Annotated in this window: 14 protein-coding genes; 5 read left to right on the top strand and 9 right to left on the bottom strand. The window is 63.1% G+C overall.

Features of this window, described 5'->3' with window-relative positions:
* Positions 1–29 precede the first annotated feature (29 nt).
* Genes bioB through ASD07_RS29120 form a run of 7 tightly spaced genes read right to left on the bottom strand, consistent with a single transcriptional unit; the run spans position 30 to position 7,229 of the window.
* Positions 30–1,070, bottom strand: coding sequence for a biotin synthase BioB (bioB, locus tag ASD07_RS29150; protein WP_055939170.1), 1,041 nt, complete (start codon positions 1,068–1,070; stop codon positions 30–32).
* Positions 1,071–1,082: 12 nt separating this feature from the next.
* Positions 1,083–1,850, bottom strand: a complete 768-nt coding sequence (bioD, locus tag ASD07_RS29145) for a dethiobiotin synthase (protein WP_055939165.1) — start codon at positions 1,848–1,850, stop codon at positions 1,083–1,085.
* Position 1,851: 1 nt separating this feature from the next.
* The gene (gene bioF, locus ASD07_RS29140; protein ID WP_055939162.1) at positions 1,852–3,036 is read right to left on the bottom strand and encodes an 8-amino-7-oxononanoate synthase; all 1,185 of its coding nucleotides are present in this window, start codon (positions 3,034–3,036) and stop codon (positions 1,852–1,854) included.
* 2 nt (positions 3,037–3,038) lie between these two features.
* On the bottom strand, positions 3,039–4,367 hold the full coding sequence (gene bioA / locus ASD07_RS29135) for an adenosylmethionine--8-amino-7-oxononanoate transaminase (protein WP_055939159.1): 1,329 nt from the start codon (positions 4,365–4,367) through the stop codon (positions 3,039–3,041).
* A 12-nt stretch (positions 4,368–4,379) separates the two neighbouring features.
* Positions 4,380–5,165, bottom strand: a complete 786-nt coding sequence (locus ASD07_RS29130) for an enoyl-CoA hydratase/isomerase family protein (RefSeq protein WP_055939157.1) — start codon at positions 5,163–5,165, stop codon at positions 4,380–4,382.
* Positions 5,166–5,175: 10 nt separating this feature from the next.
* Positions 5,176–6,783 carry a carboxyl transferase domain-containing protein gene (locus ASD07_RS29125; protein WP_055939154.1) on the bottom strand — a complete coding sequence of 536 codons (1,608 nt, stop codon included), beginning with the start codon at positions 6,781–6,783 and terminating at the stop codon, positions 5,176–5,178.
* A gap of 17 nt (positions 6,784–6,800) precedes the next feature.
* Positions 6,801–7,229, bottom strand: a complete 429-nt coding sequence (locus ASD07_RS29120) for a YchJ family protein (RefSeq protein ID WP_055939152.1) — start codon at positions 7,227–7,229, stop codon at positions 6,801–6,803.
* A gap of 193 nt (positions 7,230–7,422) precedes the next feature.
* Between ASD07_RS29120 and ASD07_RS29115 the strand changes: the two genes are divergently transcribed.
* Positions 7,423–7,836, top strand: coding sequence for a PEP-CTERM sorting domain-containing protein (locus tag ASD07_RS29115; protein WP_055939149.1), 414 nt, complete (start codon positions 7,423–7,425; stop codon positions 7,834–7,836).
* Positions 7,837–7,845: 9 nt separating this feature from the next.
* Positions 7,846–8,385, top strand: coding sequence for an RNA 2'-phosphotransferase (locus ASD07_RS29110; protein WP_055939146.1), 540 nt, complete (start codon positions 7,846–7,848; stop codon positions 8,383–8,385).
* Here the strand turns inward: ASD07_RS29110 and ASD07_RS29105 are convergent.
* Positions 8,373–9,626, bottom strand: coding sequence for a D-amino acid dehydrogenase (locus tag ASD07_RS29105; protein WP_055939143.1), 1,254 nt, complete (start codon positions 9,624–9,626; stop codon positions 8,373–8,375). The two genes, ASD07_RS29110 and ASD07_RS29105, sit on opposite strands and share 13 nt — an antisense overlap.
* A 48-nt stretch (positions 9,627–9,674) precedes the next feature.
* Positions 9,675–10,970 carry a serine hydrolase gene (locus ASD07_RS29100; RefSeq protein WP_055939141.1) on the bottom strand — a complete coding sequence of 432 codons (1,296 nt, stop codon included), beginning with the start codon at positions 10,968–10,970 and terminating at the stop codon, positions 9,675–9,677.
* Between the two features lie 161 nt (positions 10,971–11,131).
* On the opposite strand from ASD07_RS29100, the gene ASD07_RS29095 reads away from it, so the two are divergent.
* The 3 genes from ASD07_RS29095 (at position 11,132) to ASD07_RS29085 (ending at position 14,141) form a co-directional block, all read left to right on the top strand.
* Positions 11,132–11,872, top strand: coding sequence for a GntR family transcriptional regulator (locus ASD07_RS29095; RefSeq protein ID WP_055939138.1), 741 nt, complete (start codon positions 11,132–11,134; stop codon positions 11,870–11,872).
* A gap of 81 nt (positions 11,873–11,953) precedes the next feature.
* A complete protein-coding gene (gene murQ / locus ASD07_RS29090) occupies positions 11,954–12,835 on the top strand; it encodes an N-acetylmuramic acid 6-phosphate etherase (RefSeq protein ID WP_055939136.1) in 882 nt (293 codons plus the stop codon).
* A gap of 40 nt (positions 12,836–12,875) precedes the next feature.
* Positions 12,876–14,141: an MFS transporter gene (locus tag ASD07_RS29085; protein ID WP_055939133.1), complete on the top strand. Its 1,266-nt coding sequence runs from the start codon at positions 12,876–12,878 to the stop codon at positions 14,139–14,141.
* Positions 14,142–14,151: the final 10 nt, after the last annotated feature.

The following is a 14,151-nucleotide window of genomic DNA, read 5'->3' as shown; positions in this document are numbered from 1 at the left end:
CTCTCTCTACTCTTTTTTTGGATTTTTTCTTAGCAGCCGCAGGCTTCTTTTTGTACCGAGTCCAGCACGGCGCCGCGGGTCGGCAGGCCCAGTTTGGCCAGCAGGGCGCGGTCGTCGTTGGCTTCCGGGTTGTCGGTGGTCAGTAGCTTGTCGCCGTAGAAGATCGAGTTGGCGCCGGCCATGAAGCACATCGCCTGCACGGCTTCGCCCAGTTCGCGGCGGCCAGCGGACAGGCGCACGCGCGCCTTCGGCATGGTGATGCGGGCGATGGCGATGGTGCGCACGAACTCCAGCGGGTCCAGCTTGTCCAGGCCGTGCAGCGGGGTACCTTCCACTTGCACCAGGTGGTTGACCGGTACCGACTCAGGGTACGGATTCAGGTTGGCCAGCTGGGCGATCAGGCCGGCGCGCTGTTCGCGCGTCTCGCCCATGCCCACGATGCCGCCGCAGCAGACCTTCAGGCCGGCGCTGCGCACGTGGCCCAGGGTGTCCAGGCGGTCCTGGTACTGGCGGGTGGAGATCACGTTGTCGTAGAAGTCCGGCGAGGTGTCCAGGTTGTGGTTGTAGTAGTCCAGGCCCGCGTCCTTCAGGCGCTGTGCCTGGTCGGCTTCCAGCATGCCCAGGGTGGCGCAGGTCTCCAGGCCCATGGCCTTCACTTCACGCACCATGGTTTCGACTTTCTCCATGTCGCGCTCTTTCGGGCTGCGCCAGGCAGCGCCCATGCAGAAACGGGTGGCGCCGTTGTCTTTCGCCTGCCTGGCGGCGTCCAGCACGGTGTCCAGGTCCAGGATCTTCTTGGCTTCCACGCCGGTGTCGTAGCGCGCGGCTTGCGGGCAGTAGCCGCAATCCTCTTCGCAGCCGCCGGTCTTGATCGAGAGCAGGGTCGCCAGTTCGACGTCGCCGTCCGGCCAGTTGGCGCGATGGGCTTCCTGTGCGCGGAACATCAAATCGTTGAATGGCAGCTCGTACAGCGCCATGACGTCTTCCAGGGGCCAGGTAGCGGCCTCCGGCAACTTGATGGCGGCGGTTGGACGGTGCAGTTGGACGGCTTTAGGTTCTTGCAGGGACATGTTCTTCCTCTCTTACGTGGTGCGGCGGCCCGGCCAGTTCGGCAGGGACGTGAAGTTCAGGTATTCGGCAGCGGCGGCGGCAGTCGGTTTTGCCAGTCGCGGGATGCGGCCGAGCAGCGGCGCGGGAATGCGCGCTGACAGTGCGGCGATATTTTCGTCCGCGAAGTTCATTTCAAATTCCAGGGTGTTGGCGACCCAGCCCACGAGCTTCAGGCCGCGCGACTCGATCGCTTCCACGGTCAGCAGCGCATGGTTGATGCAGCCCAGGCGCAGGCCCACCACCAGCACCACCGGCAGCGCAAGCTGCTCGGCCAGGTCGGCGGTGTCGAGATCGTCGGTCAGCGGAACGCAGAAACCGCCTACGCCTTCCACCACGATGGCGTCGGTAGCGGCGGCGATTTCAACGTAGGCGGCCAGGATCGGCACCGGGTCGATCTCAATGCCTTCCAGCGCGGCGGCGATATGCGGTGCAGCCGGCTCTTTCAGCATGAATGGGGTGGTCAGCGACTGCGGCAAGTGTACGTTGCTTGCTTCGATCAGCTGGTCGGCGTCGTCGTTGTGCAACTGGCCGTTCCTCATAACCGCGCCGGCGGCGACGGGTTTCATGCCGCAGGCGCGGGCGCCATTTTTCACCAGCGAGTACAGCATCGCGGACGACGTGAGCGTCTTGCCGATTTCGGTGTCGGTGCCCGCCACAAAGCAGGCGAAGCGCGGCGGCAGGCCATCGACGGCCACTGCGGCTTGTGGCTCAGGAGCGATGACAGGGTCTTCAAGCGCCATATCAGGTCCTTTCAAGTTTGTTGATAGCGTCTGCCAGGCGGCGCACGTCGTCGGCCGAGTGGCCGGCGGACAAGGTGATGCGCAGGCGCGCGGTTCCGGCCGGCACGGTCGGCGGCCGGATGCCGCCTACCCAGATGCCCTGCTCGTACAGCGCGGCGGACAGCCGCATGGTTTCATCGTTCTCGCCAATGATGATTGGCTGGATCGCCGTCCTTGACGGCAGCAGCTGCCAGCGCTTCAGGCGCAGGCTGTCCTGCAATTGTGCCACCAGAGACTGCAGGTGGGCGCGGCGCTCGCGGCCTTCTTCGCCGCAGATGATATCCAGGCTCGCTTGCAGTGCGTGCGCCAGCGCCGGCGGAGCGGCGGTGGTGAAGATGTAGGGGCGGGCGCGCTGGATCAGGGTTTCCACCACGGTGCGGTGCGCCGCGACGAAGGCGCCGCCGACACCGGCCGCCTTGCCCAGCGTGCCGACATAGACCAGGTAGGGCGAGCGCATGGCGAAGTGCTCCAATGCGCCGCGGCCGTTCTCGCCCAGCGTGCCGAAGCCGTGGGCGTCGTCCACCACCAGCCAGGCATTGTGCTGCTCGCACAGGGCCAGCAGCGCAGGCAGCTCGGCCAGGTCGCCATCCATGCTGAACACGGAATCGGTGACCACGATCTTGTTGCTGGCGGTGCTGGTGGCCAGCAGTTCACCCAGCGCCGCTACGTCGGCGTGCGGGTAGACGGACAGCCTGGTGCGCGCCAGGCGGGCACCGTCGATCAGCGAGGCGTGGTTCAGTGCTTCGCTGAAGATTTCAGTGTCCTTTTCGCCCACCGAGAGTCCGGTCAGCACGGCAAGGTTGGCCATATAGCCGGTGCAGAAATACAGCGCCTGCGCGTGCACCAGGTGCGGCGACAGGAATTCTGCCAGGCGCTGCTCCAGCAGCGTGTGCGCGCGGCTATGGCCGCTGATCAGGTGGGAGGCGCCGCTGCCGGTGCCGTACAGCTCAACGCCCTGCTGCATCGCTTCAGCCAGGCGCGGATGCGCGGCCAGGCCAAGGTAATCATTGCTGCAGAAGGCCAGAAGTTCGCGGCCATCCACCATCACGCGCGGGCCGCAGGCGGTTTCCACCGAACGCCGTTTGCGGATCAGGTTTTTGTCATCCAGCGCCTGCAACTGCTGGTCGAGTTTTGCGAGAAGTTCCATGATCAGCCCACCCGCGTTTTCTCGAACACCGACAGCGTACGCGCGGCCAGGCCGTCGATTTCCTCGTCGCTGAGGATGTACGGCGGCATCAGGTACACGGTATTGCCGATCGGGCGCAGCAAAAGTTCCTGCCTGGTACCCTCGGTGAAGAAGCGGCGCGAGAAGCCCGGCGTGGCGCCGACTGCATCGAAGGCCCAGATCATGCCCCGGTTGCGGAAGTTCCCGGTGTGCTCGTGCTTGGCCAGCGGCGCCAGGGCCTCGGTCAGTTTGCGCGAGCGCGCCTTGTTCGCTTCCAGCACGTGGTCTTCGGCGAAAATGTCCAGCGTAGCAAGCGCGGCGCGGCAGGCCAGCGGATTGCCGGTGTACGAGTGCGAGTGCAGGAAGCCGCGCGTGACGTCGGCATCATAGAAGGCCTGGTAGATTTCGTCGCGCGACAGCACGATGGACAACGGCAGGTAGCCGCCGCTGATGCCCTTCGACAGGCAAAGGAAGTCCGGCCAGATGCCGGCCTGCTCGCAGGCGAAGAAGGTGCCGGTGCGGCCGCAGCCGACCGCGATTTCGTCCAGGATCAGGTGCACGCCGTGCCGGTCGCACAGCTCGCGCACCAGTTTCAGGTAGAGCGGATCGTGCATCGCCATGCCGGTCGCGCATTGCACCAGCGGCTCGATGATGATGGCCGCGATCTTGCCGGCGCGTTCGGTGAACATGCGCTCGACGTCGGCGGCGGCGCGGCGCGCCACATCGGCCGCCGTTTCCCCTTCGGCAGCCTGGCGCGCATCCGGCGACATCACGGTCTGCGTGGCGCGCAGCAGCGGACCGTAGGCGTCCTTGAACAGCGCCACGTCGGTTACCGCCAGCGCGCCGATGGTCTCGCCGTGGTAGCTGCCTTTCAGGCAAACGAATTCCTGTTTGCCGCCCTGGCCCATATTGCGCCAGGAATGGAAGCTCATTTTCAGGGCGATTTCGACCGCCGAGGCGCCATCCGAGGCATAGAAGGCGTGGCCCAGATTGTGCTGGGTCAGCGTCGCCAGGCGTTCGCTGAGCTGGATCACCGGCTCGTGGGTGAAGCCGGCCAGCATCGCATGCTCCAGCATGTCGAGCTGCTCGCGCAATGCCGCGTTGATGCGCGGGTTGGCGTGGCCGAACAGGTTCACCCACCAGGAACTGATCGCATCCAGGTAGCGGTTGCCTTGGTGGTCGTACAGCCACACGCCGCGGCCATGGCTGACGGGAATCAGCGGCACGCTTTCATGGTGCTGCATCTGGGTGCACGGGTGCCAGACAGACTTCAGGCTACGTGCTACCCAATCGCTTTGTTGGTTTGCTTCCAAAAACTGCTCCGTTCAATTCAGCCAGCCCGGCTTGCGCTTCTCCAGGAAGGAAGTCACGCCTTCGCGGCCCTGCTCGGAAGCGCGGATGTGGGCGATGCGTTCGGCCGTATCGGCCAGCAGCGCATCGTTCACCGGCTTGCCGACGATGTCGCGCACCAGCACTTTGGCTTCCTTCACTGCGTTCGGGCTGTTGGTCACCAGCGCCTTCAGCACTTCCGCCATCTTGGCGTCCAGCGCGTCGGCGGCGACCAGTTCGTGCACCATGCCGATGCGGTGTGCTTCGGCGGCGCTGAAACGTTCGGCGGTGAGGAAATAGCGGCGCGAAGCCTGCTCACCCATCGCCTTGATCACATACGGCGAAATGGTCGCGGGGATCAGGCCCAGTTTCACTTCGCTCAGGCAGAAATTCGCCTCCGGCACCGCGACGATGATGTCGCAGGCGGAAACGAGACCCATGCCGCCCGCATAGCAATCGCCATGCACGCGCGCCACGGTCGGTTTCGGGCACAGGTAGATCGTGCGCAGCATTTGCGCCAGCTGCATGGCGTCGGCCTCATTCTCCTCGTGGGTGTAATGGGCCATCTTTTTCATCCAGTTCAGGTCACCGCCGGCGCAGAAGGCCGGACCGTTCCCGGCCAGCACGATGGCGCGCACGTTTTCGTTGCGGCCCAGTTCCGAGAAGGCGCGCGCCAGCTCGTTGATCGAATGCTCGTTGAAGGCATTGCGTACGTCCGGGCGATTCAGGGTGACGGTGGCGATCCTGTCGCTGATGCCGATGGTCAGGGTTACATAGGTCATCGTCATCTCCTTACATGCGGAACACGCCGAACCTGGTGTCCGGGATTGGCGCGTTGAGCGCGGCGGACAGGCCCAGGCCCAGCACCATGCGCGTGTCGGCCGGATCGATCACGCCGTCGTCCCACAGGCGCGCGGAGGCGTAATAAGGGTGGCCCTGCACTTCGTACTGTTCCTTGATCGGCTGCTTGAAGGCCGCTTCCTCCTCGGCGCTCCAGGTGCCGCCCTTGGCTTCGATGCCGTCGCGCTTCACGGTGGCCAGCACGCCTGCCGCCTGCTCGCCGCCCATCACGGAAATGCGCGCATTCGGCCACATCCACAACATGCGCGGCGAGTAGGCGCGGCCGCACATGCCGTAGTTGCCGGCGCCGAAAGAGCCGCCGATGATCACGGTGAACTTGGGCACGGATGCGGTAGCGACCGCAGTCACCATCTTGGCGCCGTTACGGGCGATGCCCTCGTTTTCGTACTTGCGGCCGACCATGAAGCCGGTGATGTTCTGCAGGAAGACCAGCGGGATCTTGCGCTGGCAGCACAGTTCGATGAAGTGGGTGCCTTTCAGCGCCGACTCGGAGAACAGGATGCCGTTGTTGGCGATGATGCCGACTTTCATGCCGTAGATGTGGGCGAAACCGCACACCAGGGTGGCGCCGTAGCGTGCCTTGAATTCATCGAATTCGGAACCGTCGACGATGCGCGCGATCACTTCGCGGATATCGAATGGCTTGCGGGTGTCGACCGGGATCACGCCGTACAGTTCTTCCGGCGCGTACTTCGGCTCCACCGCTTCGCGCAGCACGCCCTGTTGCGGCTTCTGGCGGTTCAGGTTGGAGACGATGCTGCGGGCCATCGACAGCGCGTGCATATCGTCCTGCGCCAGGTGGTCGGCCACGCCCGACAGGCGGGTGTGGACGTCGCCGCCGCCCAGGTCTTCGGCGGAAACCACTTCGCCGGTCGCCGCCTTCACCAGCGGAGGACCGCCGAGGAAGATGGTGCCCTGTTCTTTCACGATGATCGATTCGTCCGACATGGCAGGCACGTAAGCGCCGCCGGCCGTGCAGGAACCCATCACCACCGCGATCTGCGGGATGCCCTTGGACGACATATTGGCCTGGTTGAAGAAGATGCGGCCGAAATGGTCGCGGTCGGGGAATACGTCGTCTTGGTTCGGCAGGTTGGCGCCGCCCGAGTCGACCAGGTAGATGCAGGGCAGGTTGTTCTGCTCGGCGATTTCCTGCGCGCGCAGGTGCTTCTTCACCGTCATCGGGTAATAGGTGCCGCCCTTGACGGTGGCGTCGTTACAGACGATCACGCATTCCTGGCCATTGACGCGGCCGATGCCGGTGATCACGCCCGCAGCAGGCGCGGCGTTGTCGTACATGTCGAAAGCCGCCAGTTGCGAGAACTCGAGGAAGGGCGTGCCGGGGTCGAGCAGCATCTGTACGCGGTCGCGTGGCAGCAGCTTGCCGCGCGCCACGTGCTTGGCGCTGGCCGCCTCGCCGCCGCCTTGCGCCGCCTTCGCGACCTTGGCGCGCAGGTCGTCGACCAGGGCTTGCATGGCGTCGGCGTTGGCTTTGAAGTCCTCGCTGCGCGGATTAAGTTTGCTCTCGATATGCGGCATTGTCTCGTCCTCTTCTTTTATTCTGGAAATTCGCCGTCGACGTAAAACCAGCGCAGGCCACCTTCACCCGGTTCGCGCAGGAAGCGGCTCAGCTCATGCAGGCGCTGGCCGCGGCCATTCACCCGCAGGCGGGCGACGAACTCGACAAAATCCTCGTTCGGCTGGGCTTCTGCTTTACGTTGACGTAAACGTAAAGCAGATTTTACCTCAAGTCCCAACCACTGGAGCTTTTCGTCCTGCTTAATAATTGGCTCGGCGGGACGGGTGCTTTGGTGCCAAGTCGACAACAAATACGACTCGTTCTGGAGTGTATAGGCGGAATAGCGGGAGCGCATCAGCTGCTCAGCCGTTTCCGGCAGGGCTTTCCCTTCAATAAAGGGGCCGCAGCAAGCCTCAAAAGAAGGACCGCCGCATGGGCAGCCGACAGGGGTCTTGGATTTGGACATCCCGCCATTATCCGCCATATCGCACGCTGGCGTGACTTCCCAAGGCCAAGCGGCGACTCCAAGCGCGTCGCAGATCTTTACGCCAGGCGCGGTTGAAACAGGAGGCGACTGGATAATCAGGCACTTAGGGGCAGGTACAGTTGATGCATCTGCAAGCTTGAAGTTTTCGCCAACCCGACCCGGAGCGCAAAAAATGAAAGCTGATGCCTTGCTCAAAACTTGTCTGCTGGCCTGCTTTGTCCTGGCCCGGGATCAAGCACTTGCGGATCCAATCGTATCGACACAGTCGCCCTATACCGTCAACAGTATCCAGTTCAGCTATATGAACTACAGCCAGCCGCCGGCATCGTATTTCAATCGCAGGCCTCCGCCTTTCAGGGGGCTGCCGCCGCCCCTGCCTGTGCCGGATCCGCCTGCCAGCGTGCCTGGCCCGGCATTGCCTTCGACTTACCCGGGGCAAACCGGCACGCCGCCGCTCTTCGAGACGCCGATCCAGTCGCCCGTGCTGGTGGCAGTGCCCGAGCCGGGGACTTTCGCATTGCTAAGCCTGGGCCTTGCCCTGCTCATCGGCTGTACGGTAAAGAAAGCCGACAGTGCCAGGTGCTAACATATCGAGATGAACGAAGTCAGTAAAAGCAAGTTCCTGAGCCTGGTCTTGCGTCACAAACCGGAAGAAATCGGGCTCGTACTGGACCAGAATGGGTGGGCGTCGATCGACGAATTGATTGCCCGTGCGAACCTGCGGGGGACCGATTTGAGCCGGTCCCAGATCCAATCCATCGTCAAGAACAGCGACAAGAAGCGTTTTGCGATCAGCGAGGACGGGACGAAGATCCGGGCCAACCAGGGCCATTCCGTCGACATCGCACTGGGATTGGCGCCGCAGGCGCCGCCGGAGCAGTTGTACCACGGCACCGCAACGCGTTTTCTCGACTCGATCCGCGAAAGCGGCCTGCATCCTGCCGCGCGCCAGCACGTCCACTTGTCGACCGACCTGGCAACTGCGGAAAAAGTCGGCAGCCGGCACGGCAAGCCAGTGATACTGAGCGTGGAATCCGGCCAGATGGCCCGCGACGGCCACCTCTTCTACATTTCAGAAAACGGGGTTTGGCTGACCGCAGCCGTTCCTGCGAAATACCTGAATCAGACCTTGTAAGCCAGGCAGTCGAGTTCGAACGGCGGCTCTTTGCCGCGCATCAGGGTGGCCAGCAGGTTGGCGCTGCCGCAGGCAAAGGTGAAGCCCAGCGGGCCGTGGCCGACGTTGAGCCACAGGTTGGGATAAGGCGTGGCGCCGATGATCGGAGCGCTGTTGGGCGTCGCCGGGCGCAGGCCGGCCCAGGCTTCCGCCTTGTCGTAGTCGGCGGCATTCGGCATCGATGCGCGGGCCAGTCGCGACAGGCTGGCAATGCGCCGCCGGTCAATGCGGGTACTTTCGCCCACCATATCGACCATGGCGGCGATGCGCAATTGCTTGCCGATGCGGGCGTACAGCGTCTTGCGCTCAAAGTCGGTCACGCTGATATTGGGCGCCACATGCTCGCTGCGGATCGGCGCCGTCAGGCTGTAGCCCTTCAACGGATACATCGGCAAGTCGAGGTTGGCGGTAGCAGCCAGGTCGCGGCTCTGGATGCCCGCCGCCAGTACGTAATGATCGGCTGAAAGCCAGCCCGCGTCGGTCTCGATCGCAGTCACCTTTCCGTTTTCGACGAAGATGGTGCGTGCCGCCGTGTGCATGCAGCGCTCGAAACGCGGGTGGGCGTAGATGCGCTTTTCCAGCGCCAGGCAGAAGGCATAGCAATCCGCCACCGCTTCGCCGGGATTGAAGATGCCGCCCGCCAGGTTTGGCGCCATCTGCGCCAGGGCCGGCTCGATGCGGGCGGTATCCCGGCCCCACAACACGGCGCGGTTCTCGTCGTTATCCGGCTTGTCCAGCGCCGCCTTGAAGGCTTCTTCGCTACGATAGACCACCAGCTTGCCGGCATTGCGCCAGTTGAATTCCGACAGCGGCAGTTTCAGTTCGAGTATGGACAGTGAGAGGCGGCTCAACTCGCCGAGCTGGAGCAGCTTGGCGGTGGTACGGGCATTGGCCTCGGCATTGCAGTTGGCGACGAATTGCGCCATCCAGCGCCACTGGCGGTAATCGGCTTCGGGACGGAAGCGGAATGGGCCGTCGCGCTCGAACAGCCATTGCATGGCCTTTTTCGGCACTCCCTCATCTGCCAGCGGGGAGACGTAGCGATAGCTTAGCTGGCCGCCATTGCGATAGCTGGCGGCGCTGGCGACCGTCGGAAAGCGTTCGAGCAGGGTCACGCGGAAACCTGCTTCCAGCAGCCACCACGCTGACGCCAGGCCGACCACGCCTCCGCCAATCACCACCACTTGCCTTCCTCCCGCCATCCCGTCTCCGAATCCTGTTGCCCTGTGGAAAATCAAAGCTATTGTAGTTCAGTCCCCGCGACCGAGGATGGCGCGTTGGTAAATAGCCTCAAGGATCCTCTCTTCCGCCCGCGTGTGCGCCGAATGCAGGCCCGGATCGGTATCCGGATCGCTGCCAAAGCCCCCGATCAGGGATACGATGCCTTGTTTCTTCTTTAAGTCTACGGCGAAGGTGGCGACTAAGCCATAAGCTTCGCCCAGGTGGCAGATGGCAGTGAAGCGGCCATCCTGCGGCATGCCGCCCATATTGCCCCGCACGTCGGCGAAGCGCTGGATGCCCAGGCCCCAGCTATGGTAGAGCCCTTTCAGCGTGTTGCCATTGTTGCCGTTGAAGCGCCATTGTTCGCCGAACATCAGGGCCAGCGATGCCGGTTTGAGAATCTGCCTGCCCGCATGGCGGCCATTGTTGATCAGCATGAGCATGATCCTGCCCATATCGCTGGCTGACATGCGCATGCCGCCGGTCGGGCTGAAGGGCGTGGCATTGGTGCCGATGACATATTTATCGAGGCCAGCCGGCTCCTGCGGCGCGGCGACGCCAAAGTCATCCACCTGCGCAATCCACGCGCCCTTGCTGTCCCATATTTCGCTCTCGCGCGTGCGGCGGCGGTACAGCGTCGCGGTATCCGCCACCTCCTGCTGGCTGAATGCGGCAGGGTTATAGCCGCCACGCAGTCCCATCGGTGCCAGCAGCAAATGCTGCATCAGGCGGTCGAAGCGTTCGCCCGTCACGTGCTCCATGGCGGTGCCGATCACAGCCCAGTTCAGGTTGGAGTAGGTGAAGTATTGGCCGGGCTCGCCATCGCGCGCCCACATCCTGCCGTCCGGGACCAGTACCTCGCGCAAAGCCGTGCCGGCACGCCAGAAGTAGCCGGCGTCGTCACGCAGCGTGGAAGTGTGGCTCAGCAAATGCCGCAGCGTGATCGCTTGAGCAGGGTAATTCGGATTGCGCAGCGCAAAGCCAAGGTATTCGCCAACGTCGGTATCGAGCTTGAGCCGGCCTTCTTCGACCAGCTTCATCACGCCGAAGCTGGTCATCATTTTAGAAATGGAAGCAATGCGGAACATGGTCTGCGGCGTCACTGGCGCGGCGGCGGCGCTGCCTGTCGTATCAAGCCGGCGCAGGCCGAACTGTTGTTGATAAGCCACCTTGCCATCGCGCACCGCCAGCACGGACAAGCTCGACAGCGGCCGCTGCGCATCGTTGACGATAGCCGCCAGTTCCCGATCCAGTGCGCCGGCCGAAGCAGGGCCGAGACAGCCCAACAGTACGGCGCCGAACCAGGCGCGCATCGCCTTTCGCATGCATTCTCCTTTTGCGTACAGCATACGGCGCGGCCCTTTCGGCCAGCTAATGAAAACTGATTATCTGCCTATAACCCTGGTGTATCGGGCGTTAAAGCTAAATGAAAAGAGCAGCGTGATTTCTCTTTCGCTATTACACTAGCAGCTATAGGAGAAATGTAATGAGCCTCACCAGCGTTGAATTCAAACCAGATCAACAAGACAATTCGCCGCTGTACATGCAGATTGCCCGCAAGTTGAGCGACGATGTTCGAAACGGACGTTACCAGGTCGACCAGGCGCTTCCTTCCGAACGAACCCTCTCTGAATTGCTGAACGTTTCGCGCGTAACCGCCCGCAAAGCCATCGACCAATTGGTGGACCAGGGCCTGGTGGTGCGCCGCCGCGGCTCGGGCAATTACATCGCGCCGCGCATTGAACAACCGCTGTCGAACCTGACCAGCTTTTCGGAACAGCTCTCGCAGCGCGGCTATAAACCGGGCTCGCGCTGGCTCAAGCGCGCGCTGGTCGCCGCCAGTGCCGACGAACAGTTGAGCCTTGGCCTGTCGCCCAACACGCGCGTGGCGCGCCTTGAACGCTTGCGCCTGGCCGATGATGTGGTGATGGCGTATGAAGTTTCGGTGCTGCCGCAAACCATCGTCCCCAACCCCGAGCTGATCGGCGATTCGCTCTACCAATACCTGGATTCGGTCGGCAAGGGACCGGCGCGCGCGCTGCAGCACATCCGCGCCATGAATGCTTCGGCCGAGCTGGCGCGCCAGCTGGAAGTACCGGAAGGCCAGGCTGTATTGTTCATTACCCGTATCGCCTATCTTGAGTCGGGCCAGGCGATAGAGCTCACGCATTCCTACTGCCGCAGCGATCATTACGACTTCGTGGCGGAAATGCGCCGGGCCGCGTAGGCAGGGCGGCATAACCTGCGGACATGAGCTCCGCAAGTCCTGTCATGGGCGGTCCCGGCAATTTGGCATTACACTCGTTTTATGCTGAAGACCGAAACGCCCAGCTCCCAACATCGCGAGCTGGACCAATATTCCACAGAGAAGCTGGTCGCCGCCTTTGCCGATGACCAGCTGAGTGCGCTGCAAGCCGTGTGCGCCGCTGTCCCCGCTATTGCCCAGGCTGTTGAAGCAGCCGTGCCCCGCATCGATGCGGGCGGGCGCTTGCTCTACGTCGGCGCCGGGACTTCCGGCCGGCTTGGCGTGCTTGACAGCGTTGAGCTGTACCCTACCTTCTCCTGGCCGCATGACCGCGCGGTCGCCATCCTTGCTGGCGGCATGGACGCCATGTTCAAGGCGGTGGAAGGGGCGGAGGACGACCGTGGGCAGGGCGCGCGCGACCTGCTGGCGCTGAACCCCGGCCCGGACGACGTGGTGCTGGCGCTGGCGGCATCCGGCACCACGCCCTATGTTCTGGGTGCGGTGCAAGCTGCGCGCAGCGCCGGCGCGCTGACCGTCGGCATCGCCAACAACCCCGGTTCGCCGCTGACGCAGGAGGCCGAAATCGGCATCACCCTCGACACCGGCCACGAGATCATTTCCGGCAGCACGCGCCTGAAAGCCGGCACCTCGCAGAAGATCGTGCTGAACACGATTTCCAGCGCGATCATGGTGCGCTTGAACAAGGTTTATGGAAACTTGATGGTAGACTTGAAGCCGACCAATGCGAAGCTGTTTGCACGCACGGTGCGGCTTACCATGCACGCCACCGGTGCCGACGAAGCGACAGCCCGCACAGCGCTGGAACAGTGCGGCTTCCACGTCAAAGTGGCGGTGGTCGCCCTGTTAAAGAAAACCACGGTGCAGCAGGCGGGAGACTTGCTGGACCAGGCCAGGGGCAGCGTGCGCGGCGCACTCACCATTTGATTCGCCCCTGCGCTCGTCCCGGCCGATAAGAAAGGACGTAATGGATCGAGCGCAGCAACGCAGCCCATGGGGCTGGGTCCCGACACTGTATTTCAACCAGGGCATCCCCTACTTTGCGGTCATGGCGCTGACCACCGCAATGTATAAAGACCTTGGCATCTCCAACGCCGACATGGCGTATTACACGGCCTGGCTATACCTGCCATGGGTAATCAAGCCGCTCTGGTCGCCCTTGATCGAGATGTTCGGCACCAAGCGCGCCTGGACCACGATCCTGCAGATGGTGCTGGGCGTATCGCTGGCGTCGGTCGCCTTCACGCTACCGCTATCGAACTTCTTCCAGCTCAGCCTCGGCGTCATGTGGCTGATGGCGTTCAGCTCCGCCACGCACGACATTGCCGCGGACGGCTACTACATGCTCGCCCTGCGGCAAAAACAGCAGGCGGAATTCGTCGGCGTGCGCAGTACCTTCTATCGCGCCGCGACCGTGGCCTGCCAGGGCGGCGTGCTGTTCCTCGCCGGGAACGTCATCAAGCACACCGGTAATCCGCAAATGGCGTGGTCGGTCGCCTTCGCTGTCCTGGGTGCTGTATTTCTGGCGTTGGCGCTCTACCATCTCTTCGCGCTGCCGAAACCTGCCGATGATGCGCGTGCTGTGCGTTCGTCGGCGCCGATGAAGGAGTTCTTTGCCACCTTCGCAGCCTTCTTCCGCAAGGATGGCATCATTGTCATCCTGCTGTTCCTGCTGCTGTTCCGTCTTGGCGAGTCGCAGCTGCTGAAAATGGTGGTGCCGTTCCTGAAAGACCCGCTGGCGAATGGCGGACTCGGCCTGAGCACCGAAGCGGTGGGCATCGCCTACGGCACCGTGGGTATCATCGGCTTGATTCTTGGCGGCCTGGCGGGCGGTTGGCTGATCGCGCGCTTCGGCCTCAAGCGCTGCTTGTGGCCGTTCGCGATTGCGATCCATATCCCGGACCTGATTTTTGTCTACCTGTCGCAGGCACAGCCGCAAAACTTTGCCTGGATCTCGGCCTGCCTGGCGGTGGAGCAGTTTGGCTACGGCCTGGGATTTACCTCCTTCATGATGTACATGATCATGGTCAGCCAGGGGGAGCACAAGACGGCACACTATTCGATCTGCACCGGGTTCATGGCGCTTGGGATGATGATTCCGCAGATGGCCAGCGGCAAGCTCCAGGAGCTTCTCGGCTACCAGCATTTCTTCATTTTCGCCTGCATGGCGACTATTCCGGCCTTCATCATGACGGCGCTGATCAAGATAGACCCGGACTTTGGCCGGGAATAGGTAGAATACG

Source organism: Duganella sp. Root336D2 (assembly GCF_001425005.1).
Classification (GTDB): domain Bacteria; phylum Pseudomonadota; class Gammaproteobacteria; order Burkholderiales; family Burkholderiaceae_D; genus Rugamonas.
This window is presented reverse-complemented; position numbering and strand designations above follow the sequence as displayed.